23 protein-coding genes are annotated in these 23,360 nt (G+C 64.1%); 18 read left to right on the top strand and 5 right to left on the bottom strand.

What is annotated here, in order from left to right; all coding sequences use genetic code 11:
* Positions 1-27 precede the first annotated feature (27 nt).
* The 3 genes from ASD12_RS09640 to ASD12_RS09630 are packed head-to-tail and all read right to left on the bottom strand — an operon-like array spanning position 28 to position 2,889.
* Positions 28-510 (bottom strand): MarR family transcriptional regulator, encoded by a 483-nt coding sequence (locus tag ASD12_RS09640; protein WP_056584739.1) that lies wholly within the window; start codon positions 508-510, stop codon positions 28-30.
* Entirely contained in the window at positions 510-2,081 is a 1,572-nt protein-coding gene (locus ASD12_RS09635; protein ID WP_056584736.1) for an NAD(P)/FAD-dependent oxidoreductase, read from the bottom strand. Before ASD12_RS09635 ends, ASD12_RS09640 begins: the two co-directional genes overlap by 1 nt.
* 16 nt (positions 2,082-2,097) lie before the next feature.
* On the bottom strand, positions 2,098-2,889 hold the full coding sequence (locus tag ASD12_RS09630) for a cyclase family protein (protein WP_056584939.1): 792 nt from the start codon (positions 2,887-2,889) through the stop codon (positions 2,098-2,100).
* A 119-nt stretch (positions 2,890-3,008) separates the two neighbouring features.
* On the opposite strand from ASD12_RS09630, the gene ASD12_RS09625 reads away from it, so the two are divergent.
* The 13 genes from ASD12_RS09625 (at position 3,009) to ASD12_RS09565 (ending at position 16,760) form a co-directional block, all read left to right on the top strand.
* The gene (locus ASD12_RS09625; protein ID WP_056584733.1) at positions 3,009-4,583 is read left to right on the top strand and encodes an NAD(P)/FAD-dependent oxidoreductase; all 1,575 of its coding nucleotides are present in this window, start codon (positions 3,009-3,011) and stop codon (positions 4,581-4,583) included.
* A 110-nt stretch (positions 4,584-4,693) separates the two neighbouring features.
* The gene (locus ASD12_RS09620) at positions 4,694-6,223 is read left to right on the top strand and encodes an ABC transporter substrate-binding protein (RefSeq protein ID WP_056584730.1); all 1,530 of its coding nucleotides are present in this window, start codon (positions 4,694-4,696) and stop codon (positions 6,221-6,223) included.
* Between the two features lie 213 nt (positions 6,224-6,436).
* Positions 6,437-7,444 carry an ABC transporter permease gene (locus tag ASD12_RS09615; RefSeq protein ID WP_056584727.1) on the top strand — a complete coding sequence of 336 codons (1,008 nt, stop codon included), beginning with the start codon at positions 6,437-6,439 and terminating at the stop codon, positions 7,442-7,444.
* On the top strand, positions 7,437-8,285 hold the full coding sequence (locus tag ASD12_RS09610; RefSeq protein WP_056584724.1) for an ABC transporter permease: 849 nt from the start codon (positions 7,437-7,439) through the stop codon (positions 8,283-8,285). Before ASD12_RS09615 ends, ASD12_RS09610 begins: the two co-directional genes overlap by 8 nt.
* Positions 8,282-9,163, top strand: a complete 882-nt coding sequence (locus tag ASD12_RS09605; RefSeq protein ID WP_056584721.1) for an ABC transporter ATP-binding protein — start codon at positions 8,282-8,284, stop codon at positions 9,161-9,163. Before ASD12_RS09610 ends, ASD12_RS09605 begins: the two co-directional genes overlap by 4 nt.
* Positions 9,156-9,992, top strand: a complete 837-nt coding sequence (locus ASD12_RS09600; RefSeq protein WP_056584718.1) for an ATP-binding cassette domain-containing protein — start codon at positions 9,156-9,158, stop codon at positions 9,990-9,992. The genes ASD12_RS09605 and ASD12_RS09600 overlap by 8 nt, the downstream gene beginning before the upstream one ends.
* A gap of 80 nt (positions 9,993-10,072) precedes the next feature.
* A complete protein-coding gene (locus ASD12_RS09595; protein WP_056584716.1) occupies positions 10,073-10,672 on the top strand; it encodes a VOC family protein in 600 nt (199 codons plus the stop codon).
* Between the two features lie 143 nt (positions 10,673-10,815).
* Positions 10,816-13,110, top strand: coding sequence for a bifunctional salicylyl-CoA 5-hydroxylase/oxidoreductase (locus tag ASD12_RS09590; protein ID WP_056584713.1), 2,295 nt, complete (start codon positions 10,816-10,818; stop codon positions 13,108-13,110).
* Positions 13,107-13,880 (top strand): SDR family NAD(P)-dependent oxidoreductase, encoded by a 774-nt coding sequence (locus ASD12_RS09585; RefSeq protein ID WP_056584710.1) that lies wholly within the window; start codon positions 13,107-13,109, stop codon positions 13,878-13,880. Before ASD12_RS09590 ends, ASD12_RS09585 begins: the two co-directional genes overlap by 4 nt.
* Positions 13,874-14,344 (top strand): MarR family transcriptional regulator, encoded by a 471-nt coding sequence (locus tag ASD12_RS09580; protein WP_056584706.1) that lies wholly within the window; start codon positions 13,874-13,876, stop codon positions 14,342-14,344. Before ASD12_RS09585 ends, ASD12_RS09580 begins: the two co-directional genes overlap by 7 nt.
* Positions 14,341-15,153, top strand: a complete 813-nt coding sequence (locus tag ASD12_RS09575; protein WP_056584703.1) for an enoyl-CoA hydratase family protein — start codon at positions 14,341-14,343, stop codon at positions 15,151-15,153. Before ASD12_RS09580 ends, ASD12_RS09575 begins: the two co-directional genes overlap by 4 nt.
* Positions 15,153-16,301: an acyl-CoA dehydrogenase family protein gene (locus ASD12_RS09570; RefSeq protein ID WP_056584700.1), complete on the top strand. Its 1,149-nt coding sequence runs from the start codon at positions 15,153-15,155 to the stop codon at positions 16,299-16,301. Before ASD12_RS09575 ends, ASD12_RS09570 begins: the two co-directional genes overlap by 1 nt.
* A gap of 63 nt (positions 16,302-16,364) precedes the next feature.
* The gene (locus tag ASD12_RS09565) at positions 16,365-16,760 is read left to right on the top strand and encodes a RidA family protein (protein WP_056584697.1); all 396 of its coding nucleotides are present in this window, start codon (positions 16,365-16,367) and stop codon (positions 16,758-16,760) included.
* Between the two features lie 24 nt (positions 16,761-16,784).
* On the opposite strand, the gene ASD12_RS09560 is transcribed toward ASD12_RS09565, so the two are convergent.
* Complete coding sequence (locus tag ASD12_RS09560) at positions 16,785-17,876, bottom strand: LLM class flavin-dependent oxidoreductase (RefSeq protein ID WP_056584694.1); 1,092 nt, start codon at positions 17,874-17,876, stop codon at positions 16,785-16,787.
* A 122-nt stretch (positions 17,877-17,998) separates the two neighbouring features.
* Here ASD12_RS09560 and ASD12_RS09555 point away from each other — a divergent pair, with 122 nt between their 5' ends.
* Entirely contained in the window at positions 17,999-18,760 is a 762-nt protein-coding gene (locus ASD12_RS09555) for an HpcH/HpaI aldolase/citrate lyase family protein (protein ID WP_056584937.1), read from the top strand.
* 11 nt (positions 18,761-18,771) lie between these two features.
* On the opposite strand, the gene ASD12_RS34040 is transcribed toward ASD12_RS09555, so the two are convergent.
* On the bottom strand, positions 18,772-18,918 hold the full coding sequence (locus ASD12_RS34040; RefSeq protein ID WP_156398562.1) for a hypothetical protein: 147 nt from the start codon (positions 18,916-18,918) through the stop codon (positions 18,772-18,774).
* A 32-nt stretch (positions 18,919-18,950) separates the two neighbouring features.
* Between ASD12_RS34040 and ASD12_RS09550 the strand changes: the two genes are divergently transcribed.
* The 4 genes from ASD12_RS09550 (at position 18,951) to ASD12_RS09535 (ending at position 23,169) form a co-directional block, all read left to right on the top strand.
* Entirely contained in the window at positions 18,951-20,150 is a 1,200-nt protein-coding gene (locus ASD12_RS09550) for a pyridoxal phosphate-dependent aminotransferase (RefSeq protein WP_056584691.1), read from the top strand.
* Positions 20,151-20,223: 73 nt separating this feature from the next.
* Positions 20,224-21,021 carry an ABC transporter substrate-binding protein gene (locus tag ASD12_RS09545; protein WP_056584689.1) on the top strand — a complete coding sequence of 266 codons (798 nt, stop codon included), beginning with the start codon at positions 20,224-20,226 and terminating at the stop codon, positions 21,019-21,021.
* A gap of 152 nt (positions 21,022-21,173) precedes the next feature.
* The gene (locus tag ASD12_RS09540) at positions 21,174-21,848 is read left to right on the top strand and encodes an amino acid ABC transporter permease (protein ID WP_056584686.1); all 675 of its coding nucleotides are present in this window, start codon (positions 21,174-21,176) and stop codon (positions 21,846-21,848) included.
* A 46-nt stretch (positions 21,849-21,894) separates the two neighbouring features.
* Positions 21,895-23,169 carry a cysteine desulfurase-like protein gene (locus ASD12_RS09535; protein WP_056584683.1) on the top strand — a complete coding sequence of 425 codons (1,275 nt, stop codon included), beginning with the start codon at positions 21,895-21,897 and terminating at the stop codon, positions 23,167-23,169.
* Positions 23,170-23,360: the final 191 nt, after the last annotated feature.

Genomic DNA, 23,360 nt, shown 5'->3' with positions numbered 1-23,360 from the left:
GTCGCCTGGCACTGGCGGCGCGTAGGTCTAGATGTCGTGCTTGCGAATGTTCTTGAGCATCTTCTGCAGTGTCGCGATCAGCGCCACGTATTCGGCATCGTCGACGTCGTCGAACATCGCCTCGAACGCGTCATGCATGGCTGGCCAGGCGCGGGTGAACTCGGCGCGGCCGTCATCGGTCAGGAACACGTGGCGGATGCGGCTGTCGGTGACACCTTGCTCGCGCCGCACAAGACCCTGGCCCTCCAGCGAGTCGAGCGTCCGGCTCAAGGTCGACTGCTCGATGACCGTATAGACCGAGAGGTCGTTGACGGTGATGCCGTCGGTGACCGACAGGACGGCCAGCGTGCGAACCTGCGGGATGGTCAGGCCCTGCTTGCGGAAATCATCGCGCAAGGTGGCGTTGTAGCGGCCCATGATGCGGTTCATCAGATAGGGCGCGAATTGCTGCAGGCCGATCTGCCCCAGGGTCGAAATGCGCTGGCGCTTTTCGGCAACCTTCTGCTCCATCACAGTCTCCCCGCCAGGAGAAAGCCGGAGCCGCCGCCAAGGCCCGCACCCGGATGGGTCGAGGCGCCGATATGGTAGAGGTTCTTGATACCAGTCTGGTGGTTGCGGCTGGTCTTGAGCGGCCGCCACAGGAACGACTGGTCGATGGTCGAGGAACCGCCGTAGGGGTCACCGCCGACCAGATTGATGTTCATTGCCTCCAGATCGGCCGGGGAATAGGCGCGGCGTGCGATGACGCTGTCCTTGAAACCATCGATATGGCCGGCAAGGATGGCCTCGACACGATCCGCATAGGCTTCGCGCAGCGTGTCTGTCCATTGCCCGTCAGCCGGCGCCTGCAGCGTGCCGGCGGCATCGCCCTTGATGTGGCGAGGTGCCTCGGGCAGTTGCAGCCACAGGATCGCCTTGCCTTCAGGGCAGCGCGACGGATCGAGCGCATGCGGCTGGCCGACGCAGATGGTCGGCACCTCCGGCAGCATGCCGCGCGCCGCTTCGTTGCAGGCTTTCGATACGCCGTCGAGCCCGGGCGTCAGGTGTAGCAGTGCCACCTTATCCAGGCCTTCGCCGCGCCATGCCGGCGGCTTGTCCAAGGCGTAGTGGATCTGGAAATTGCCTTTGCCGTAACGGTATTTCTGCGTTGCCTCAACGTCGGCTTTGGGAGCCTCGCTACCGAGCAACCGGCCGTAGAGCTGCGTCGGCGTCACCGAGCAGATGACGCTCTTCTTGGCATGGACCGTTTCGCCCGAGGCCAGCCGCACGCCGGTGGCGCGGCCCCCAGTCAGGATGATGGAGGCAACGTCCGCTTCGGTGGAGATAACACCGCCGCGCTCGGTGATGAGCGCCTCGAAGGCTGCCAGCAGGTTCTTCGCCCCGCCCTTGACGATCGGTGCGCCGGCCGCCTCGAGCGCGAAAGCGATGACCTTGGCGATCTGGCCGGAGAAAGCATCTTCCGGCCCAAGGCCGGCATGCAGCACCCAGGGCGCCCACAGCGCACGGATGGTTTCGGACTGGTAGGTGTTTTCCAGCCAGCCGCGCGCCGGCACCAGTGCCTCGCCGAGAAAGGCGGCAAGGCCACGCGGGCCGCGCCGCCAGGCATCACCGCCCAGCAGCTTCGCCGTCGGATACGACCACAGGCTGCCGCCGAGAAGGCCGAACAGCAGGCCGGCATTGCGCTCGATGCCGCCGACATCCTCCGCGTGCCGGTCGCCGTCGCCTGCCGCGATCGCATTGAGCGCCGCGACGTTTGCGGCGCGGTCGGTGCTGAGCACTGCATGGCTACCGTCCGGCCGCAGCACGCCGGTCGGCGTGCCGGTGTGGCAGAACTCCAGCCCATGCCGCGCCAGGTCGGCGCCCAGCGCCGCAAAGGCCGGCGAGGTGATGAACAGCACGAAGGTCGTGGCCATCACATCATGGATGAAGCCGGGCGCGGTGATCTCCTCGGTGCGCATGCAACCGCCGATGCGGTCGTTGCGCTCGAGGACGAGCACCTTGGCGCCCTTGCCGCCGAGCATCGCCGCGCAGACCAGCGCGTTGATGCCGCTGCCGACGATGATGTGATCCGTTTGGCTCACTTCAGCGTGCTTTCGCCTAGCCCTTCGAAACCAGCGCCAGCGCGCGGATCGGGCTGCCGGTGCCGTGTTCGATCTTGAGCGGCGCCGCGATCAGGATGGCGCCCTTTGGCGGCAACTGGTCGAGGTTGCAGAGGCTGGCAAGACCGTAGCGGTTGGCCTTGTGCATCAGCGTGTGCGCCGGGAATGGCGGCTCCATGCCGCCTGCCTTGCCGGCATCGGTGCCGATCGTCTCGCTGCCCCAGCCCTTGATATCCTTGCTGATCAGGAACTGGATGGCTTCGGCCGTCGGTCCAGGGGTGTGCGGGCCGGTCTCGTTGGCATTGAGGAACTCGGCTTCCGAACCGTTGCGCTTGTACCAGTCGGTGCGCATCACCACCCACTCGCCGGCATTGATGGCGCCGTGCTTGGCTTCCCATGCCTTGATGTGGTCGACGGTGAGCAGGAAATCGGGATCCGCGGCGGCTTCCTTCGAGCAGTCGATGACATTGACCGGGCCGACGAAGTTTTGCGCCGGAATGGTGTCGGTGGCGCCGTCCGGATAATCCTTGCCGCTGATCCAGTGCTGCGGCGCATCGAAATGCGTGCCCGAATGCTCGCCGAGCTTCAGCCAGTTCCAAGCCCACCACGGACCGTTCTTGTCGTAACGGGAGATGTTATGGATCTCGACCTTGGGCGTGTCGACGGCAAGCTCTGGCGGCAGCTTGATCAGTGGCGTGTCAGGCCCGAGCGGCGCCGACAGGTCGACCACCTTGATGGCGCCGGAAAGAAGCTGGCCGGCGACTTCGCCGAGGAGTTTTTGCGTGTCCATGGTCTCTGTTCCCTCTTTCGTGATGATGATCAAGGCTCGTCTCGGCCCTTAATATCCTACTAGACGAAAACATATGCATCTGCAATTATCTTTAAGCATAAAGGAAATGGGAACGGGGCGTGAGCGAGTTCGACGCCATCTTTGTCGGGGCGGGCCACAACAGTCTGGCATGCGCCGCGCATTTGGCGCTCAAAGGTTGGAAAACCGGGATTTTCGAGCGCAGCGCAACAGTCGGCGGCGCCGTCCAGACGCGCGAATTCACCCTTCCCGGCTTCCGCCACGATTTCGGCGCGATGAATCTGAGCCTGTTTGCCGGCTCGGCCTTCCACCAGAAATATGCAAATGAATTGAAAGCACAGGGACTGGAATTCGCCCCGGTCGCCGACTGTTTCGCCAGCGCCTTTCCGGACGGGCGCTGGTTCGGCGTCAGCAACGATCTGGAAAAGACCGCCGCGCGCATGGCCGCCTTCTCCGCCACTGACGCCGCGACATGGCGCGGACTGGTCGCCGCCTTTCCGGCGGAGGCCGAGCATCTGTTCCGGCTGCTGGGTTCGCCGATGAGCGCCCGCGCGCTTGCCGGCATCGCGTGGAACCTGTGGCGCAAGAAGGGTATTGCCGGCGCGCTCGATACCGGCCAACTGCTGCTGTCCTCACCCCGCGTCTGGCTGGAGCAAACTTTCGAGTCGCCGCATGTGCGGGCAACGCTCGCTACCTGGGGCATGCATCTCGACTTCGCCCCCGACATCGCCGGCGGTGCCGTGTTCCCCTATCTGGAATCGATGGCCAACCAGAGTTTCGGCATGGTGCTGGGCAAGGGGGGCGCCGACACCATCATCCGCGCCCTGTCGGGCATGGTCACGTCAGCCGGCGGCAAGATCGTCACCGATGCCGAAGTGGCCGAGATCATCGTTTCCGCCGGCAAGGCGACCGGCGTGCGGCTTGCTTCCGGTGAGACGCATACCGCCACCAGGGCGGTCATTGCCGGCGTCGCGCCCAAGGCGCTGACCGGCAAACTGCTGCCCAATGGTTCGGGTGACGCCGGCTTCGACACGGCGATGCAAAAATTCCGCCACGCGCCCGGCACGATGATGATCCATCTGGCGCTGGATGATCTGCCCGACTGGCGCGCCGGAGCGGAGCTTCGACAATTCGCCTATGTGCATCTGTCGCCGTCGCTCGATGCCATGTCGCGCACCTATCAGCAAGCGATGGCGGGGATGTTGCCGGACGAGCCGGTGCTGGTCGTCGGCCAGCCGACAGCGATCGACCCGTCGCGGGCGCCCGCAGGCAAGCATGTGCTGTGGGTGCAGGTGCGCATGCTGCCCGCCGAAATCACAGGCGATGCCACTGGCAAGATCGCCCCAGGGCATTGGGACAAGGTCAAGGAGCTCTACGCCGACCGCGCCCTCGACATCATCGAGACCTATGCGCCCGGCCTGCGAAGGAAGATCCTCGGCCAGGCGGTGTTCTCACCCATCGATCTCGAGCGTGAAAACCCGAACCTCGTCGGTGGCGACCAGGTCTGCGGCAGCCATCATCTGACGCAGAACTTTTTGTTCCGGCCGGCACGCGGATACGCCGGCTGGATCACGCCGGTCGGTAACCTTCATCTCACGGGGGCCGCGACATGGCCGGGCGCCGGCACCGGTGCGGCTTCCGGATACATGCTCGCGCAACAGCTTGGCGGGAGGTAGAGCCAGATTTCACGCAGGCGAAAGAGGGCAAGGCGCTGCTGCCCAAGAGCCTGAACAATGAACTGACGAAGCCGCGCGCAGAAAACAGAAAACCAACAAGGGGAACGACCATGACAATCAACAGACGCGAATTGCTGGGATACAGTGCCGCGGCACTCGGGGTGGCCGCCGTCGGCCTGCCGCAGATCGCCAAGGCGGCCGCCGGGGAACTGACCATCGCCTACAACGTCAACCTGCCGTCCTGGGATCCGACCACCGGGCCTTCGGCTGTCAACCCGACCATCCAGGGCCTCTACCAGTCGGTGTTCGACCAGTTCATCCCGCAGAAGCCCGACCTGTCCTTCGCCCACGGCCTGCTCACCGAATGGGGCTGGAACGACGACCGCACCAAGATCATGATGACGGTGCGCGAAGGCGTGACCTGGCACGACGGCTCGCCGTTCACTGCCGAGGACGTGGTCTGGTCGCTGCAGCGGGCGGGTGACGAGAAGACCGGCAACCCGATCCAGTTCGTCTGGAAGAACGTCAACAACTTCAAGATCGACGGCAACAAGATCACCGGCGACGTGGTGCAGTTCGACCCGGTTTATTTCAAGTGGATGTCGTTTCTGACCGGCTACATCATGCCGAAAGCCTACTACGAGAAGGTCGGCGCCGAAGGTTTCGAGAAGGCGCCGATCGGCACTGGCCCCTACATGGTCGAGAAATTCGAGCGCAACGCCTTCCTGCGGCTGAAGGCCAACCCGAACTATTGGGGCGGCAAGCCGGCCTTCGAGAATGTGACGATCAAGTTCGTCGCCGATGCGGCGAGCCGCGTCGCTGAGATCGAATCCGGCTCCTCGCAGGTGACGCTGGAGATTCCCTATGAGGAGTATGACCGGCTGATCGCCAAGGACGGGCTGGCCGGCTCGTGCAAGAACGTCTCCGACATCGGCATGATCTTCTTCAACGACATCGAGGCGATGCTGGACAAGAACGTCCGCCAGGCAGCCGTCATGTCGATCGACAAGAAGCTGCTGGTCGACCGCCTGCTGCGCGGCTACGGCCAGCCGATCGACACGCTGGAAACGCCGGAATACGCGGCCTACGATGCGTCGATCAAGGTCGAGCACAATCCGGAAAAGGCGAAGGAACTGCTCGCTGCCTCCGGCTATTCGCCGGAAAAGCCGGTCAAGTTCACCATCCAGACGACCAAGGGCTTCAAGCCCAAGGACTATGAGATGATCCAGGCGATCGTCGGCATGTGGCGCAAGGTCGGCATCGAGGCGACGATCGAGGTCTACGAGATCGCCAAGCACTATGAGCTGCGCGCCGCCGACAAGCTGGCGCCGGCCGCCTTCTACAACTGGGGCAATGCCATCGGCGATCCGACCACCTCGACCGGCTTTGCCATGTACGGCCCGAGCCCGCATTCGGTGTGGGACAGCCAGGACCTGATCGACATGATCAACCCGCTGTGGGGCGAAAAGGACGAGGCCAAGCGCATCGCCGGATGGAAGGCCGTCGACAAATACATCGCCGAGCAGGCCTATGTGCTGCCGCTGATGCAGTATGCGCAGCCGATCGTGCATGCCAAGAGCGTCAATGTGGTGCAGCATGTGTCCGGCGCGCTGCTGCCGGCCCTGATGACCCCGGCCTGAGACAGGCGAGAGGCACGCTGTCGCAAGACGGCGTGCCTTCCAATTTGCGCAGGCCCCCTCATCCGGCCCTTCGGGCCACCTTCTCCCCGCTGGGAGAAGAGCTGGCTCAGCCGTCAGCGACCTCTTCTCCCCTCGGGGAGAAGGTGGCCGCGAAGCGGCCGGATGAGGGGGCTGTTCGTTCCAGTCACTGAAACGCATTAGGCCTACGCCAGAATGCTCCTGCAAAGATTCCTGATCCGTCTTCTGACGATGCTGATCACGCTGTTCGGCGTGGCCGTCGTCGTCTTTGTCGTGATCCGCGTCGCGCCCGGCGATCCGATCGCCATGATGCTGCCGCCCGGCGCGACGGATGCCGACATCGCCCGGCTGCGCGCGCTCTATGGGCTCGACAAGACCATCGTGCAGCAATTCTTCATCTGGCTGTCCGGCGTGGCCAGGGGCGATTTCGGCACCTCGATCTCGCTGCGGCAAGACGTACTCGGCCTTGTCTTTAACCGGCTGCCGGCGACGCTGGAACTCGCCATCGTCGCGCTCATCATGGCGGTGGCGCTCGGCGGCACGACGGCGGTCATCGGCGCACGCGAACGCGGCACGGCGGTCGAGGCCGGCATCGACATCGCCAGCGGCGCGGCACTCTCCATTCCCGATTTCCTATGGGGCCTGGTGCTAATCCTTCTGTTCGGCGTGCTGGTGCCGATCTTCGACATTTCCGGCCGGGTGTCGCCGCAGCTCGACCTACCCTTCGTCACCCAGTTCTATCTGTTCGAGAGCTTGCTTCGCCTGCGCCTCGACCTCACCTGGGATCTCCTGAAGCACATGCTGATGCCGGCGGTGGCGCTGGCGCTGCCCCTGGCGGCGATCATCTCGCAGCTGTTGAAACAGTCGCTCAAGGAAGTGCTCGACCTCGACTATGTCGTGCTGGCGCGGGTGAAGGGGTTTTCGGAAACGCAGGTCATCCTGCGCGAGGCGCTCAAGAATGCCGCCCTGCCGACGCTGACGCTGGTCGGCGTGCAGTTCACTTTCCTCATCGGTGGCACGGTCATCGTCGAACGGCTGTTTTCCTATGAAGGCCTCGGCAATATGGCGATCGATGCCGTCATCAACCGCGACCTGCCGCTGATCCAGGGCATCGTGCTGGTCTTCGCGCTGCTGTTCGTGCTGATCAACCTCGCCGTCGACATGATGTACGCCCTGCTTAATCCGAGGCTGCGCCATGGATGAGGGCCGTACTCCAAGGCGTGGTATCTCCCCGCGCTTGTGGTTGGCCGGCGGCTGGCTGATGCTGGCGCTTCTGGCAGCAATCTTTGCGCCGCTGGTCGCGCCGCAAGACCCGCTGGCGCAGGATCTGATGCTGGAGCGGCTGCCGCCGTTCTGGATGAATGGTGCCGAGCCCGGCTATTGGCTCGGCACCGACAGCCTCGGCCGCGATCTTCTGTCCCGGCTGATCTTCGGCGGCCGCATCGCCTTCATCGTCGCTTTCGCCGCGGCCATCGCCGCATGCATGGTCGGCTCGACGCTTGGGCTGGTCGCTGGCTATTTCGGCGGCTGGGCCGACCGCATCATCTCGCGCATCGTCGATGTCTGGATGGCGTTTCCGCCGGTGCTGTTCGCCATCCTTCTGGTTGCCGTGCTCGGCACTGGTCTCAGTTCCGTCATCCTCGCCATCGCCATCATCGACTGGACGCGTTTCTGCCGGGTGATCCGTGCCGAGACCATGGGCCAGTCACGCATGGACTATGTCGAGAATGCCCGCATCGCCGGCTATGGCCGCATCGGCATCATGCTGCGCGAAGTGCTGCCCAATGTCGTGCCGTCGATCGTCGCGCTGCTGTCGCTGGAAATGGGCATCGCCGTTATCGTCGAGGCGATCCTCTCCTTCGTCAATCTGTCGATCTCGACCGACGATCCAACCTGGGGCGGCATCATCGCCGAGGGCCGGCTGTCTATCCACCAGGCCTGGTGGGTGCTGGTGTTTCCGCTGATCACGCTAATCCTCACCGTGCTGTCGTTCAGCCAGTTCGGCGAGGCGCTGAAGACGCGCTTCGATCCGGTGCTGCGATGAGCGCCATCTGTCTGGACATCAGCGATCTAAGCGCCGTGCTGCCGAACGGCCAGCGCGTGCTGCGCTCGGTGTCGCTTGCCGTCCAGCCCGGCGAGGTCCGCGCCCTGGTCGGCGAGAGCGGTGCCGGCAAGACGATGATCGGCAAGGCGGTGCTCGGTGTCCTGCCGTCGAGCGTGCGCGTTGTCGCGGGCGACATAAGGCTTGAAGGCGAAGACCTCGGCAAGCTTCCGCCCAAGGCACGGCGTACGCTGATCGGCGCGCGCACGGCACTGATACCGCAGGATCCGCTAACCGCCCTCAACCCGTCACGGCGCATCGGCTCGCAGATGACCGACCGGCTGGTGCGCATCCTCGGCTGGAACGGGCAAAAGGCCGACACCCGCATTCGCCAGTTGCTCGACGAGGTGCAGATCCGCGACCCCGAACGCGTGCTCAAAAGCTATCCGCACGAGTTGTCCGGCGGCATGCGCCAGCGCGTGCTGATCGCCGCCGCTTTCGCCGCCGAGCCGCGGCTGATCGTCGCCGACGAGCCGACGACGGCGCTCGACGTCACCGTGCAGAAGCAGATCCTGCGGCTGATCGTGCAATTGCAGCGCGAACACGGCACGGCGATCCTGTTCGTCACTCATGATCTCGGCGTCGTCGCCAAAATCAGCCAGAAGGTGTCGGTGCTCTATGCCGGCAAGGTGGTTGAGGAGGCAGACACGGCCGCTCTCTTCGCCGCCCCGCAGCACCCCTACACACGCGCGCTGATGGCCGCGACGCCGCGTTACACCGACCCCTTCGCCTCGCTGAAGCCGGTGGACGAGGCGGTGCTAGCCGGACTTGCTTCAGAGATCGCTGCCGCCGACCAGGCCTGGAAGCGACCCCATGGCTGAGCCGCTGTTTTCCGTGCGTGGGCTAAACGTAGCCTTGCCCGACATGACGCGCAAGCCGCTGATCGGCCGCGCGCCGCTGGCCGATATCCTCAAAGGCCTGGATTTCGATCTTCCGAGGGGTTCGGTTACCGGCATCGTCGGCGAATCCGGATCGGGCAAGTCGACGCTCGGCCGCGCTTTGGTGCGCCTCTTGGAGCCCAGCGCCGGCAGCATCAGCTTCGACGGCCTGGATATCACCCATCTGCCTGAGGCGGAGCTCAGGCCACTGCGCCGCAATTTGCAGATGATCTTCCAGGATCCGATGTCGTCGCTCAACCCGCGCCGCACCATTGCCAGCATCATCGCCGCACCGCTGAAGCAGAACGGCCTTGGCGACAACCTGAAAGCCCGCGTCGCCGAAGCGCTGCAGCGTGTCGGCCTGCCGCAGAGCTTCGCCAGCCGCTACCGCCACGAACTGTCCGGAGGCCAGCGCCAGCGCGTCGGCATCGCGCGCGCGCTGGCGCTGTCACCGAAATTCGTGCTGGCCGACGAGATCGTCTCCGGCCTCGACGTGTCGACACAGGCGCAGATCCTGACCCTGCTGGAAAAGCTGGCGGCGGAGATGGGCCTGACCGTTGCTTTCATTAGCCACGATTTGTCGGTCATCCGGCGGCTGTGCAAGCAGGTGATTGTCATGCGCGAAGGCGTGATCGTCGAAGCGAGCGCCACCGACGCCTTGTTCGACAACCCGCGGCAGGCCTACACGCGCGACCTCATCGCAGCCATTCCGCTGCCTGAAATCGATGCGGGCTGGCTGGACATCCCTGCCGCCATCAAAGCCCCGACATGAATGCACACGCACGCCGAAAAGCGGGCCTCGGTCGTGCGACCGGCAAATGACCCAAGTCCCGCCAATGGAGGAGGACTGACATGAAGAGGATACTTCGAAACGCAACGCTCGCCGCCGCTGTCCTTGGCAGCGCCGGCATGGCCCCCGCCAGCTCGATCCCCGGCATGCGCGGGCACGATCACACCGGCATCACGGTTCCCGACATGAAGCAGGCGGTCGACTTCTTCACCGAGGTGGTCGGCTGCAAGAAGGCGATGTCGTTCGGCCCGTTCGCCGACGACAAGGGCACGTTCATGCAGGACGTGCTGGGCGTCGATCCGAAGGCGGTGATCGAAGAGATCACCATGGTCCGCTGCGGCTATGGGTCGAACATCGAGCTGTTCAAATACACCGCGCCCGACCAGAAAGACCTGACGCCGAAGAACAGCGACATAGGCGGCTTCCATATCGCCTTCTATGTCGACGATGTCGCCGCCGCCAAAGCCTATCTCGACGGCAAGGGCGTCAAGACGCGGATGGGGCCGTTGCCGGTTTCCGAAGGGCCGGCCGCTGGCCAGACCATTCTCTATTTCCAGGCGCCGTGGGGGCTGCAGCTGGAAGCGATCAGCTATCCCGATGGCATGGCCTATGAGAAGGGCGCCGAGACCGTTTTGTGGAGCCCGAAGAATCCGGAAAAGTGACCGCCGGCTGCGCGCTTGCGGGACGACACGCAAGCGCGCCGCCCGATGTTCGCACAATGATTTCGACATAAAACTTTAAGCTTGAAATATCTTGCCGCCGGCGCGATACTCACGAGACAGCAAGCGAAGAGGAGATCGCACAGATGAAGGTTGCGGTTCTCGGCGGTGGACCAGCCGGCCTCTACTTTGCCATTTCGATGAAGCTCAGGGATGCCGCGCACGACGTGACGGTGTTCGAGCGCAACCGCGCCGACGACACGTTCGGCTGGGGCGTCGTGCTGTCGGCCGAGACGCTCGACAATCTGTCGAAAAACGATCCGGTGAGCGCAGTCTGGATCAAGAAGCATTTCGCCTACTGGGACGACATCGCCGTCATCCATGATGGCGTGCGCACCGTTTCGACCGGACACGGTTTCTGCGGCATAGGCCGCAAGCGGCTGCTGGTCTTGCTGCAGCGCCGCGCCCGAGAACTCGGCGTCAAGCTGATGTTCGAGACTGATATCGCCGATCCCAAACCGTACATGGAAACGCATGATCTGGTCGTCGCGGCCGACGGCCTGAACTCCAGGGCGCGCAACACTTTCGTCGATATCTTCAAGCCCGACATCGACACCCGCAAATGCAAGTTCGTCTGGCTCGGCACCAACCAGAAGTTCGACGACGCCTTCACCTTCATCTTCGAGAAGACCGAGCATGGCTGGGTGTGGGCGCACGCCTACCAGTTCGACAGCGACACCGCGACGTTCATCGTCGAGTGCAGCGAACAGACCTGGGCTGCCTTCGGCTTCGGTGCGATGTCGCAGCAGGAATCGATCGCCGTTTGTGAGCGGATCTTCGAAAAACATCTCGGCGGCCACGCGCTGATGACCAATGCCAACCACATCCGCGGCTCGGCATGGATCAACTTCCCGCGCGTACTGTGCGAGCGCTGGTCCTACAAGAATCTCGCCCTGATGGGCGATGCGGCGGCGTCCGCCCATTTCTCGATCGGCTCTGGCACCAAACTCGCACTGGAAAGTGCCGTGGCTCTGGCCGAGTATGTCGAAACCGAGCCGGACCTCGACGCCGCGTTCCGCAAATACGAGGATGCACGCCGCACCGAGGTGCTCAAGCTGCAATCGGCGGCGCGCAATTCGCTAGAATGGTTCGAGGAGGTCGAGCGCTACCTTGGCCTCGATCCGGTGCAGTTCAACTATTCGCTTTTGACCCGCTCGCAGCGCATCAGCCACGAGAATTTGCGGCTGCGTGATGCGGAATGGCTGGGCGGCGCCGAAGAATGGTTCCAGCGCCAGGCAGGCGCTGGCGGCAACAGCCTGCGCCGCGCGCCGATGTTCGCGCCGTTCAAGCTGCGCGACATGAGGCTGCAAAACCGCGTCGTCGTGTCGCCGATGGCGCAGTACAAGGCCGTCGACGGCTGCCCTACCGACTGGCATTTCACCCATTATGCCGAGCGGGCCAAGGGCGGCGCCGGGCTCATCTATATCGAGATGACCTGCGTCAGCCCGGAAGGGCGCATCACGCCCGGCTGTCCCGGCTTCTATGCGCCCGAACATGAAGTGGCGTGGAGGCGGCTGGTCGATTTCGTCCACATCGAGACCGAGGCCAAGATCTGCGCCCAGATCGGCCATTCCGGCGCCAAGGGTTCGACCCGGCTCGGCTGGGAAGGCACCGACGTGCCGTTGGTGTCGGGCAACTGGCCTGTGATGGCGGCCTCGGCTGTCGCGTGGTCGCCGCAGAATCAGGTGCCGAAGGCGATGGACCGCGCCGACATGGACAAAGTGCGCGACGAATTCGTCGCCTCGGCTGAGATGGCAGATCGCTGCGGCTTCGACATGCTCGAGATCCATGCCGCGCACGGCTATCTCCTGTCGTCCTTCATCACACCGGTTACCAACCGGCGCACGGATGCGTATGGCGGTTCGCTGGAAAACCGCATGCGCTATCCCCTGGAAATCTTCCGCGCGGTGCGCGCCGCCTGGCCGGCGGAGAAGCCGATCTCGATGCGCATTTCGGCCAATGACTGGGTCGGCATCGAAGGCGTGACGCCGGCCGATGCGGTCGAGATCGCGCGGCTGCTGCACGAAGCCGGCGTCGACATTTGCGACGTCTCGGCCGGCCAGACCTCGGCATTGGGGAAGCCGGTCTACGGCCGCATGTTCCAGACGCCGTTTTCCGATCGCATCCGCAACGAGGTCGGCATGGCGACGATGGCGGTCGGCAACATCTACGAGCCGGACCATGTCAACTCGATCCTGATGGCCGGCCGCGCCGATCTTGTGGCGCTGGCCCGGCCGCATCTCGCCGACCCCTACTGGACGCTGCATGCGGCGGTCACGCTCGGCGACCGCGGTGTCAAATGGCCTGATCCCTATCTGCCGGGACGCGACCAGCTCTACCGGCTGGCAGAGCGGGATGCGGCGGCGGGGCTGAAAGTATGACGGCCGCCACGATGATCCCCGGCAAGCACGCGCTCGTCACCGGTGGCGGTTCCGGCGTTGGCCGGGCAATCTCGCTGGCGCTGGCCGGTGCCGGCATCGACGTCACCATCTGCGGCCGCCGGGAAGCGGAACTCGCCAAGGTGGCCGGTGAAAACGACCGCATCTTCGGCATCGCCGCCGACGTCACCGATGAGGCGGCGATGGCGTCGCTTTACGAGAGGGCACAAGCCGCGCGCGGGCCGTTCGACATCGTCGTTGCCAATGCCGGCATGGCCGGCAGCACGCCGGCGCACAAGACCACGCTTGCCGACTGGCAGCGGACGCTCGACGTCAATTTGACCGGCGCCTTCCTGACGGTGAAGCCGGCGCTGGCCGGGATGGCCGCGCGCAAGATGGGGCGGATCGTGTTCGTCGCCTCCACGGCAGGGCTGAAAGGCTACGCCTATGTCGCGCCTTACGTCGCAGCCAAGCATGGCGTCGTCGGCCTGATGCGGGCGCTGGCGGCCGAAACCGCGAAATCGGGCGTCACCGTCAACGCCGTGTGCCCGGGCTTCGTCGAGACCGAAATGCTGGAAGAGTCCATCCAGCGCATCATCGAGAAGACCGGCCGCTCGGTCGAGCAGGCGCGGTCGAGCCTGGCCTCGACCAATCCGCAGGGCCGCTTCATCCAGCCGCAGGAGGTCGCCGCCGCCGTGCTGTGGCTCTGTGGCGACGCCGCCCAATCAATCACCGGACAGGCGATTTCCATCTCAGGAGGCGAAACATGGTAGCCGGCCCGCTGCCCGCGCCGTCGGGACTCGGCAAGGACCGCTTGCGTCTGTGGATCAGGCTGCTGCGTGCCTCGCGCACGATCGAGGCCGAGCTGCGCGAGCGCCTGAAGAAGGACTTCAATACGACGCTGCCGCGCTTCGATGTGATGGCAGCCCTTTATCGGGTGCCGGAGGGCATGCTGATGAGCGACCTGTCGCGCTTCCTGCTGGTGTCCAACGGCAATGTCACGGGCATTGTCGACCGGCTCGTCTCGGAAGGGCTGGTGGCACGTGCGAGGCGCAATGGCGACCGCCGCACATCGATGGTGCGGCTGACCGAGGAAGGCACGCAGGCCTTCGCCACCATCGCCTCGGCGCATGAAGGCTGGATCGGTGAATTGCTGGGCAAGGTCAGCGAGGACGACGCGCGCCGGCTGACCGGCATGCTGACCTCGTTCCGCAGCAACTGGGAGGGACGCGAATGACCGGGATGGCCGGGCGCAAGCCGAAGCATTTCCTCTGGGAGGTCGAAGGCAGGATCGCAAAGGTCCGGCTCGACCGGCCGGAGCGAAAGAACCCGCTGACCTTCGATAGCTATGCCGAGCTGCGCGACACATTCCGCGACCTTGTCTACGCCGACGACGTCGACGCCGTGGTGTTCCTCTCCAATGGCGGCAATTTCTGCTCCGGCGGCGATGTCCACGACATCATCGGGCCGCTGGTCAAGATGGACATGAAAGAGCTTCTCGCCTTCACCCGCATGACCGGCGATTTCGTCAAGGCGATGCTGAATTGCGGCAAGCCGATCATTGCGGCGGTCGACGGCGTCGCGGTCGGTGCCGGCGCCATCATTGCGATGAGCTCCGACATCCGCATCGCCACGCCGGAAGCGAGGACCGCATTCCTGTTCACCCGCGTCGGCCTCGCCGGCTGCGACATGGGCGCCTGCGCGATCCTGCCGCGCATCATCGGCCAGGGCCGCGCCGCCGAACTTCTCTACACCGGCCGCACCATGACGGCGGCGGAAGGCGAGCGCTGGGGGTTCTACAACCGGCTGGTCGATGCCGCATCGCTGGAGGCCGACGCACTCGACATGGCGGCGCGTATCGTCTCCGGCCCAACCTTCGCCCATGGCATCACCAAGACACAGCTCAACCAGGAATGGTCGATGGGTCTCGACCAGGCGATCGAAGCGGAAGCGCAGGCGCAAGCTATCTGCATGCAGACCCGCGACTTCGAGCGCGCCTACAAAGCGTTCGTGGCCAAGGAAAAGCCGGTGTTCGAGGGGAATTGATGGCTGACAAGAGTTTCCTCAACTGGCCGTTCTTCGAAGACCGCCATCGCGAGTGGGCCGAACGCCTGGACGCATGGTGCGCGAAAAACCTCCCTGTCGATCACCATGACGTCGATGCCGCCTGCCGCGAGCTGGTAGCGAAGCTCGGCCGGGACGGCTGGCTGAAGCCGACGGCGCTCGACACCGACAATCCGGCGCCACTCGACGTCCGAACTTTGTGCATCACGCGCGAGACGCTTGCCCGCCATGACGGGTTGGCCGATTTCGCCTTCGCCATGCAAGGGCTGGGCACCGGCGCGCTCAGCCTGTTCGGCACGCCGCAACAGCAGCAATGGCTTGCGAAGACACGTGCCGGCAAGGCGATTTCCGCCTTTGCCCTGTCGGAACCGCGCTCGGGATCGGACGTCGCCAACACCGAGATGACGGCGACTCGCGACGGCGACAGCTACATTCTGTCCGGTGAGAAAACCTGGATCTCCAATGGCGGCATCGCGGACCTCTATGTCGTCTTTGCCCGCACCGGCGAGGCGCCGGGCGCCAGGGGGCTCTCCGCCTTCCTCGTGCCTGGCGACGCCAAGGGCCTTGGCATTGCCGAACGCCTGGAAGTGATCGCGCCGCATCCGCTGGCGCGGCTGTCGTTCGACAAGGTCCGCCTGCCCGCCGCGGCGCTGATCGGCAAGCCCGGCGACGGCTTCCGCATCGCCATGTCGGTGCTCGACGTGTTCCGCTCGACGGTCGGTGCGGCGGCACTTGGCTTTGCCCGCCGTGCATTGGACGAGAGCATCAAACGCGTGGCCGAGCGCAAACTGTTCGGCGCGCCGATGGGCGAACTGCAGATGGTGCAGGGCCATATCGCCGACATGGCGCTGGACGTCGATGCGGCGGCCCTGCTGGTCTACCGCGCCGCCTGGACCAAGGACAAGGGCGCGCCCCGCGTCACCCGCGAGGCGGCGATGGCCAAGCTGTTTGCCACCGACAAGGCGCAAGAGGTGATCGACAGGGCCGTGCAGCTGCATGGCGGCGACGGTGTCCGCAAAGGCCACATCGTCGAAAGCCTGTATCGCGAGATCCGCGCGCTGCGCATCTACGAGGGCGCTTCCGACGTGCAGAAAGTGGTGATTGCGCGGCAGGTGATGGGCGCTGCGTGATGGCAGAAATTTGACGCGCATTCGATTTTGGAAATTGGTTTTTTGAATACCGGGAGGTTTTGAATGCACACGATTCTGCAGCCGGAAGGCTGGGCAAAACCTGTCGGCTACGCCAATGGCGTCGCGGCACGCGGGCAGCTCGTCTTCGTAGGCGGACAGGTCGGCTGGAACGGGCAATGCCAGTTCGAGACCGACGATTTTGTTGGCCAGGTGCGGCAGACACTCGAGAACGTCGTCGCGGTGCTCGCGGAAGCTGGTGCGGGGCCGCAGCACATCACCTCGATGACCTGGTATTTCACCGACAAGGCCGAATACCTCGCCAACCTCAGGGGCATCGGCGAGGCCTATCGCGAGGTGATCGGCCGGCATTTTCCGGCGATGGCCGCCATGCAGGTGGTGGCGCTGGTCGAGGACCGCGCCAAGGTGGAGATCCAGGCTACCGCCGTCATCCCGGAATAAACTATTGATTCTCCCAGGAATGAATTATTCGCGCAGTCCCGCCTGTCTCAAAATCGGCAGCACGTGATCGCAGAAATAGGGCAGTTCCTGCGTGTAATTGACGAAGGATAGCGCGATGCCCTGATAGCCGTGCCCGGCAATGGCGGCCATGTCGGCGGCGATCGTTTCCGGCGTTCCGATCAGCGGGTAGGTGCCGGCGCCGCCGGCGAAACGTTGCCGATAGCGGTCATAGGCATGCGGGTCGTGCGATTGCGAGAATTCCTTCTTGCCCGCCATATGGGCATCGACCGCGTCATGGTCGGCCATATCAACGGCGTAACGGGTATAGTAGGTCTGCGCCTCCTCCATCGTCGGGCGGCAGACGACATGCGCCACGGTGTAGACTCCGACGTCGCGGCCCGCCTTGTCGGCCCGCTCGCCGATGTCGGCGACGTGCTTGCCGGCGTCAGACATTTCGGAAAAGGTCGTGAACAGATAATCGCATCTTGCGGCGGCAAAATCTCGTCCCGGCCCGCCGAAAGCGGCGTTCATGGTCACCGGACGTGGAACCTGCAGGCTGGCCGGCCGGCTGACGGCTTCCTTGAGACGGTAATAAGTGCCCTCATAGTCGAGCGGCTCGGCCGAGGTATAGAGCTTTTCGAGAATTTCGATCCATTCCGCCGCCTGGTCGTAGCCCTTTTCGACCAGGGGCGTGCCGAACATGCCGAATTCCTTCGGGTTCCAGCCGCAAACGATGTTCAAGCCCGCGCGGCCCTGGCTGATATGGTCGACCGTCGCCAGCGCCTTGGCGGCGTAGAGCGGATGGACCAGCGGCACATGCACGGTCATGAACAGGCCGATCTGCTCGGTGGCCATGGCAAGTGCCGCCGCCCAGGTGAAGGTCTCGAACGACCATTCGCGCACCTTGTTGCGGCCGCCAAAGCCGCGCCAGCGCGCGATCGGCAACAAGAACTCCAGCCCGGCACGATCGGCGATCTGCGCCGCGGTCAGATTGTCCTGCCAACTCGCCGTCCAGCGTTCCGGCACGTCGGTGATGGCAAGCCCGCCGTCGGCATTGGTCGAAAAGACGCCGAGCTTCAGTCTGTTCGGGCCGTGCAAGGGGTGTGGTTTGTTCATGTGGCGACCTCCCGGCGAAGATCGCACGCTACGGCCCCGCAAAAATATTTCAAGCATGAAATAGCTTCGCCTTGCGATGGTTTGCGGATATGGATTCCAGCACGGCGAAAAAGGGGATCGGCATGAGCGAGTTCCGTCAGAAATGCATCGGCAAGACGAGCCCCGTCGGTTCCTTTGTCGCCATTCCCCATCCCGTCGCGGTCGAAGTGATGGCGCAGTCCGGCCTCGATTTCCTCTGCATCGACTGGGAACATGCGCAGATCTCGCGCGACATGATCGAGACCATGGTGCGTGCGGCCGACGTGCATCGCGTGCCGGCCATGGTGCGCGTTCCGGGCCATGCCCCTGAAGCCATCCAGGCGGCCTTGGACAGTGGCGCGCAAGGTGTGCTGGTGCCGCGCATATCGACCGCCGCCCAGGCCGCGATGGCCGTCAAAGCCTCGCGCTATCCGCCAAAAGGCGAGCGCGGCGTCGGTCCCGGCCGGGCCGCCGGCTACGGCTATCGCATTCCCGAATATCTTGCCGGCGCCAATGACAGGATCGTCGTCGCGATCCAGGTCGAGACATCAGAAGGGCTGGCCAACATCGGGGCGATCGCGGCCATCGACGGCATCGATGTGATCTTCGTCGGCCCCGGCGATCTTTCGATTTCTATCGATGCGCTCGGGCCGAAAGGCGCCGACAGGCTCAATGCGGCGATCCGCACGATCGTCGGCGTGACGATCGCACACGGCAAGGCCGCCGGCATATTTTGCACCAGCCCGCAGCCGGTCGGCCAATGGACGGCCATCGGCGCCAGCTTCTTCATCCTGGCCAGTGACACGATGTTTCTCGGCGCCGGCGCCGCGGCCAACTGTGCCGCCGCACGCGACGAACTGGCATGAGACGGGCGCGGCTAGCGCAAAAAGGCGTATCGGTACGGCAACAGGCCGGTCAAACTTTTTAAGCTTAAAACTTTCACCTTGAAAAGTGCCGCACTTTGGATAAGCATTCCAGGATCGGTGGTGACGGCCGTACCGGACGGGCTTCCCGGCCAGTCCATCGTTATGCTCCGGGTGGGAGGGGTTTCAGTCCTTGTCGTTCGTACTGCCCCAGTCATCGTCCAGCGCGCGCTATGCTTTCGACGGCGTGCGCGCCCAGATTCGCGATCTGCACACAGAAAACATCGCCAACCTTGCCGTGCGCGCGCGCGAACTGGGCGATGTGATCGCGCTCTGGTACGGCGAAGGCGACATGGTGACGCCGGCTTTCATCCGCGACGCCGCCAAGGCAGCCTTCGATGAAGGCCTGACCTTCTACGTTCCCAACATGCGCGGCCATGGACCGTTGAACGAGGCGCTGTCGGAGTACCAGACGCGCGTGCACGGCCGGCCGATCCCGATCGCGCGCACCACCGTCACGCCTGGCGGCATGCAGGCACTGTATCTGGCGCTGGAACTGCTGGTCGATACCGGCAGCAACGTCGTCTATGTCGCGCCGCAATGGCCCAACATCCACAACGCCATCCACCTGATCGGCGGTGAGCCGCGGCCGTTCTCGCTCGATTTCAAGGGCGACTGGCATCTCGACCTCGACCGGCTGTTTGCGACCTGCGATGCACGCACGCGGGCGATCTTCCTGTCGACGCCGTCCAACCCGACCGGCTGGACCGCATCGCGCGAGGAGATGCAGGCACTGCTCGATTTCAGCCGGCGCACCGGCATCTGGATCATCTCCGACGAGGTCTATGGCCGGCTCTACTTCGACGGCGACGTTGCTCCCTCCATCCTGCAGATCGCCGAGGACGGCGACCGGGTGCTGTCGGTCAACAGCTTCTCCAAGGCCTGGGCGATGACCGGCTGGCGGATCGGCTGGCTGACACATCCATCAGGGGTGGCCGACCAGTTCGGCGCCATGACGCAATATGTCAACAGCGGCACGGCAGCTCCGATTCAGGCCGGCGCTGTCGCGGCCATCCGCCAGGGCGAACCGCTGGTCGAGGAGATCAGGCAAAGGATCAGGACCGGCCTCGATCTTGCCTATGACAGGTTGGCGCAGATTCCGGGCGTCATTCTGCCGACGAAACCGCGTGGCGGCATGTATGCCTTCTTCGCCATGGACGGCGAAAGCGACGCACGTCTTGCCTGCGCCAAAATCCTGGAGACGGCGCGCGTCGGGCTGGCGCCCGGCCATCTCTTCGGGAGTTCGGCAACGGCCTTCCTGCGGATGTGCGTCTGTCGTGAACGTGACCAGATAGCGACCGCGCTCGACCGCATGGTCGCTGCCATGAATTGACGCCCTGCCCGAAGCGGGACGGCAAGAAACCGTGCGGGAGCAACCCGCCCGATCAACAACAGAGGGAACACAAATGAGCTTCACTCGTCGCAAATTGCTTCTTCTCGCCGCCGCCATCGGCATCGCGGCCGGCCCCGCCACGGCCTATGCCGCCGATGTGCTGAATGTCGGCGCCTATCCGACCAATCCGCCCTTCGAATTCAAGAACGAGAGCGGCACCTTCGAGGGTTTCGAAGTCGACATCGTCAACGAAGCGGCAAAGCGCATCGGCATGACCACCGACATCGCCGATCTCGGCTTCCAGGCGCTGTTCGCCGCCACCACGTCAAAGCGCATCGACGTCGCCATCTCGTCGATCACCATCACGCCGGAGCGGCTGAAGTCGCAGTCGTTCACCCAGCCCTACTATGATTCCGACATGGGCATCGCCACCAAGACCGAAAGCCCAATCAAGGCCGAAGCCGACCTCAAGGGCAAGATCGTCGGTGTGCTGTCGGGCTCGACCGGCGAGACTTGGGTCAAGGCGCATCAGGAAGCCGACGGCTTCAGCGACGTGAAGGGTTATGACACGCAGCAGAACCTGCTGCTCGACCTCAGCGCCGGCCGCGTCGATGCCGCCGTCAGCGACATTCCGGGCATGGAATATTCCTTCACCAAGATGAAGGATCTGGTGGTCAAGGAGCGCATCAAGACCGGCGAACAGTACGGCCTGATGATGACCAAGGATCATCCGCTGCTCGGCAAGCTGAACGACGCGCTGAGCGCGATGAAGAAGGACGGCACGCTGGCCGCCATCCACAAGAAGTGGTTCGGCAGCGACGCACCCGCCGACTCTTCGACCATGAAGGAAATGCCGCTGCCGAAGGCCTGAGCTGAAAGCTGCGCTGACATCGTGCCGGCTTTCCAGGCCGGCACGATTCATTTCATGCGCCAGCGCCGGCTTCCGCGCAGACCATCTCGCCACTGGCGAGGTCGATTGGTTTTAACCTGAGCATCCTTGCTCTCGGGTTCGGGAACGCTCCCATGTCGCTGCTGGATACCTTCTTCAACCCCGATGTCATCATGTCCAGCCTGCCGGCGCTGCTGCGCGGCTTCCTGAACACGCTGCTGCTCGGCATTTTGAGCATCGGCATCGGCATCCCCATCGGCCTGGTGATCAGCCTGGTGCGGCTCTATGCGCCGAAGCAGCTGCGGTGGCTTGCGGTCGGCTACACCGACATCTTCCGCGCCCTGCCGGTGCTGGTCGTGCTGATCCTGATCTACTACGCGCTGCCCTTCCTCGGCATCCGCCTGTCGTCCTGGGCCTCCGCCGTGACTGCCTTCGCCTTCATCATGTCGGCCTACTCGGCCGAGGTCTTCCGCTCCGGCATCGAGAGCATTCCGCGCGGCCAGTTCGAGGCGTCGCAGGCGCTTGGCCTGCCGTTCCTCTTGACCTTGCGCAAGGTGGTGCTGCCGCAGGCGATCCGCGTCGTCATCCCGCCGATGACCAGCAACTGCGTCTCGATGTTCAAGGACACCTCGCTCGCCTCCACCGTGGCGCTGCCGGAACTCTTGAAGGAAGCGACCAACGCGCAGTCGCTCTACGCCAACCCCTCGCCGCTGATCGGCGCGGCCCTTGTCTATCTCATCTTCCTCTGGCCGATGGTCCGCCTCGTCAGCCTGCTTGAAGACCGCTTCAAGACCGAAAAGAAGCGCTGACCTCGCCAACTGATCCCCCCGCCAAGCACTTCGCAGGAGACTACCCGTGAACAAGCATCAGACCGACAATGCGGACGCCACCGCTTTCCCCGTCGACACCATCCGCTCCATGTTTCCAGCCTTGCAGCGGGCTGGCGACTTCATCTTTTTGGACAATGCGGCCGGCGCGCAGATCCCGCAGAGCGTGCTCGACGCGGTGACCAACCATCTGGTTTCGCACAATGTGCAGCGTGGCGGCCGCTATGGGCGCAGCGTCACCGTCGACCAGTCGGTCGCCGACGCTCGGACAAGCGTAGCGCTGCTCATCAACGCCTATAGCCCGGCCGAAATATGCTTCGGCATGAACGCCACCTCGTTCATTCGCCTGGTCAGCCTCGGCATCGGACAGATGCTCGGGGAACGCGACGAGATCGTCATCACCGACATGGACCACGACGCCAACATCGCGACATGGCTGGCGCTGGAGTCCGCCGGCGCCAAGTTCAAATGGTGGCGCATGCGCGAGGACGGCAATCTGCATGTCGACGATCTGCGCCCGCTGGTTTCCGACCGCACCCGTCTCGTTGCCTGCACGGTCACCGCGCATTCGATCGGCTCGATCGTCGATGTCGCTTCCGTGGCTGGTATCGCGCACGCGGCCGGCGCCGAAGTGTTCCTCGATTGCGTGCATTACGGACCGCACGGGCTGATCGACGTCCAGGCCTGGGACTGCGACTATCTCGTCTGCTCCGGCTACAAGAATTTCTCGCCGCATATGGGCTTCCTGTGGGGCCGCTTCGAAACGCTGAAGCGGCTGCCGACCTTCCGCGAGGATTTCATCCCCGACGAGCCGCCCTACAAGGTCGAGGCCGGCACCTTCATCTACGAGAACGTCACCGGCATGGATGCCGCCGTGCAGTATCTCGAATTGATCGGCCGCAATCTGGCGCCCTCCAACAACCGCTCGCGGCGCGACAATATCGTTGCCGGCATGGGTGCTATCCGCGATTATGAGCTGGTACTGGCGCGCGAGATGCTCGCCGTGCTCAAGGACTGCGGCGCGACCATCTATGGCGTTGCCGACGAGGCGCGCATCAATGAGCGCGTGCCGACCTTCTGCTTCAACATCGGCACACTGCCGCCGCAGCGTATCGTCGAGGAAATGGCCGAGATGCAGATCGGCATCCGCGACGGCCACATGTACGCGCCGCGGCTGATGAAGCGTCTCAACCTCTCGATGGACAGCGGCGCCATCCGCGCCTCGCTGGTCCACTACAACACGATCGAGGAAGTCCATCGTTTCGGCGCGGCGCTGCGCACCATCATCGCCAAGCTGTCGTGATCGGCGTCTAGCAGGTTGTTGAAGAACTCAGAGATACCCGTTTTGACTCTGATCCGTGCCGGGTTTGATTCCGATACGTTCTGTGAACAAAGCAGTTTTTCAACAGATGGGGTGATTGGGGTCTCGGTCGAGCCTAACTGAGGGCGGCTGCTCCTGTCGGGATGTGAGAACGTGGTCGATGTGAATCGCCA

It is taken from the genome of Mesorhizobium sp. Root102 (genome assembly GCF_001425625.1).
Classification (GTDB): domain Bacteria; phylum Pseudomonadota; class Alphaproteobacteria; order Rhizobiales; family Rhizobiaceae; genus Mesorhizobium.
The sequence above is the reverse complement of the archived record's forward strand: the minus strand, read 5'-3'. Positions and strand labels throughout refer to the sequence as shown.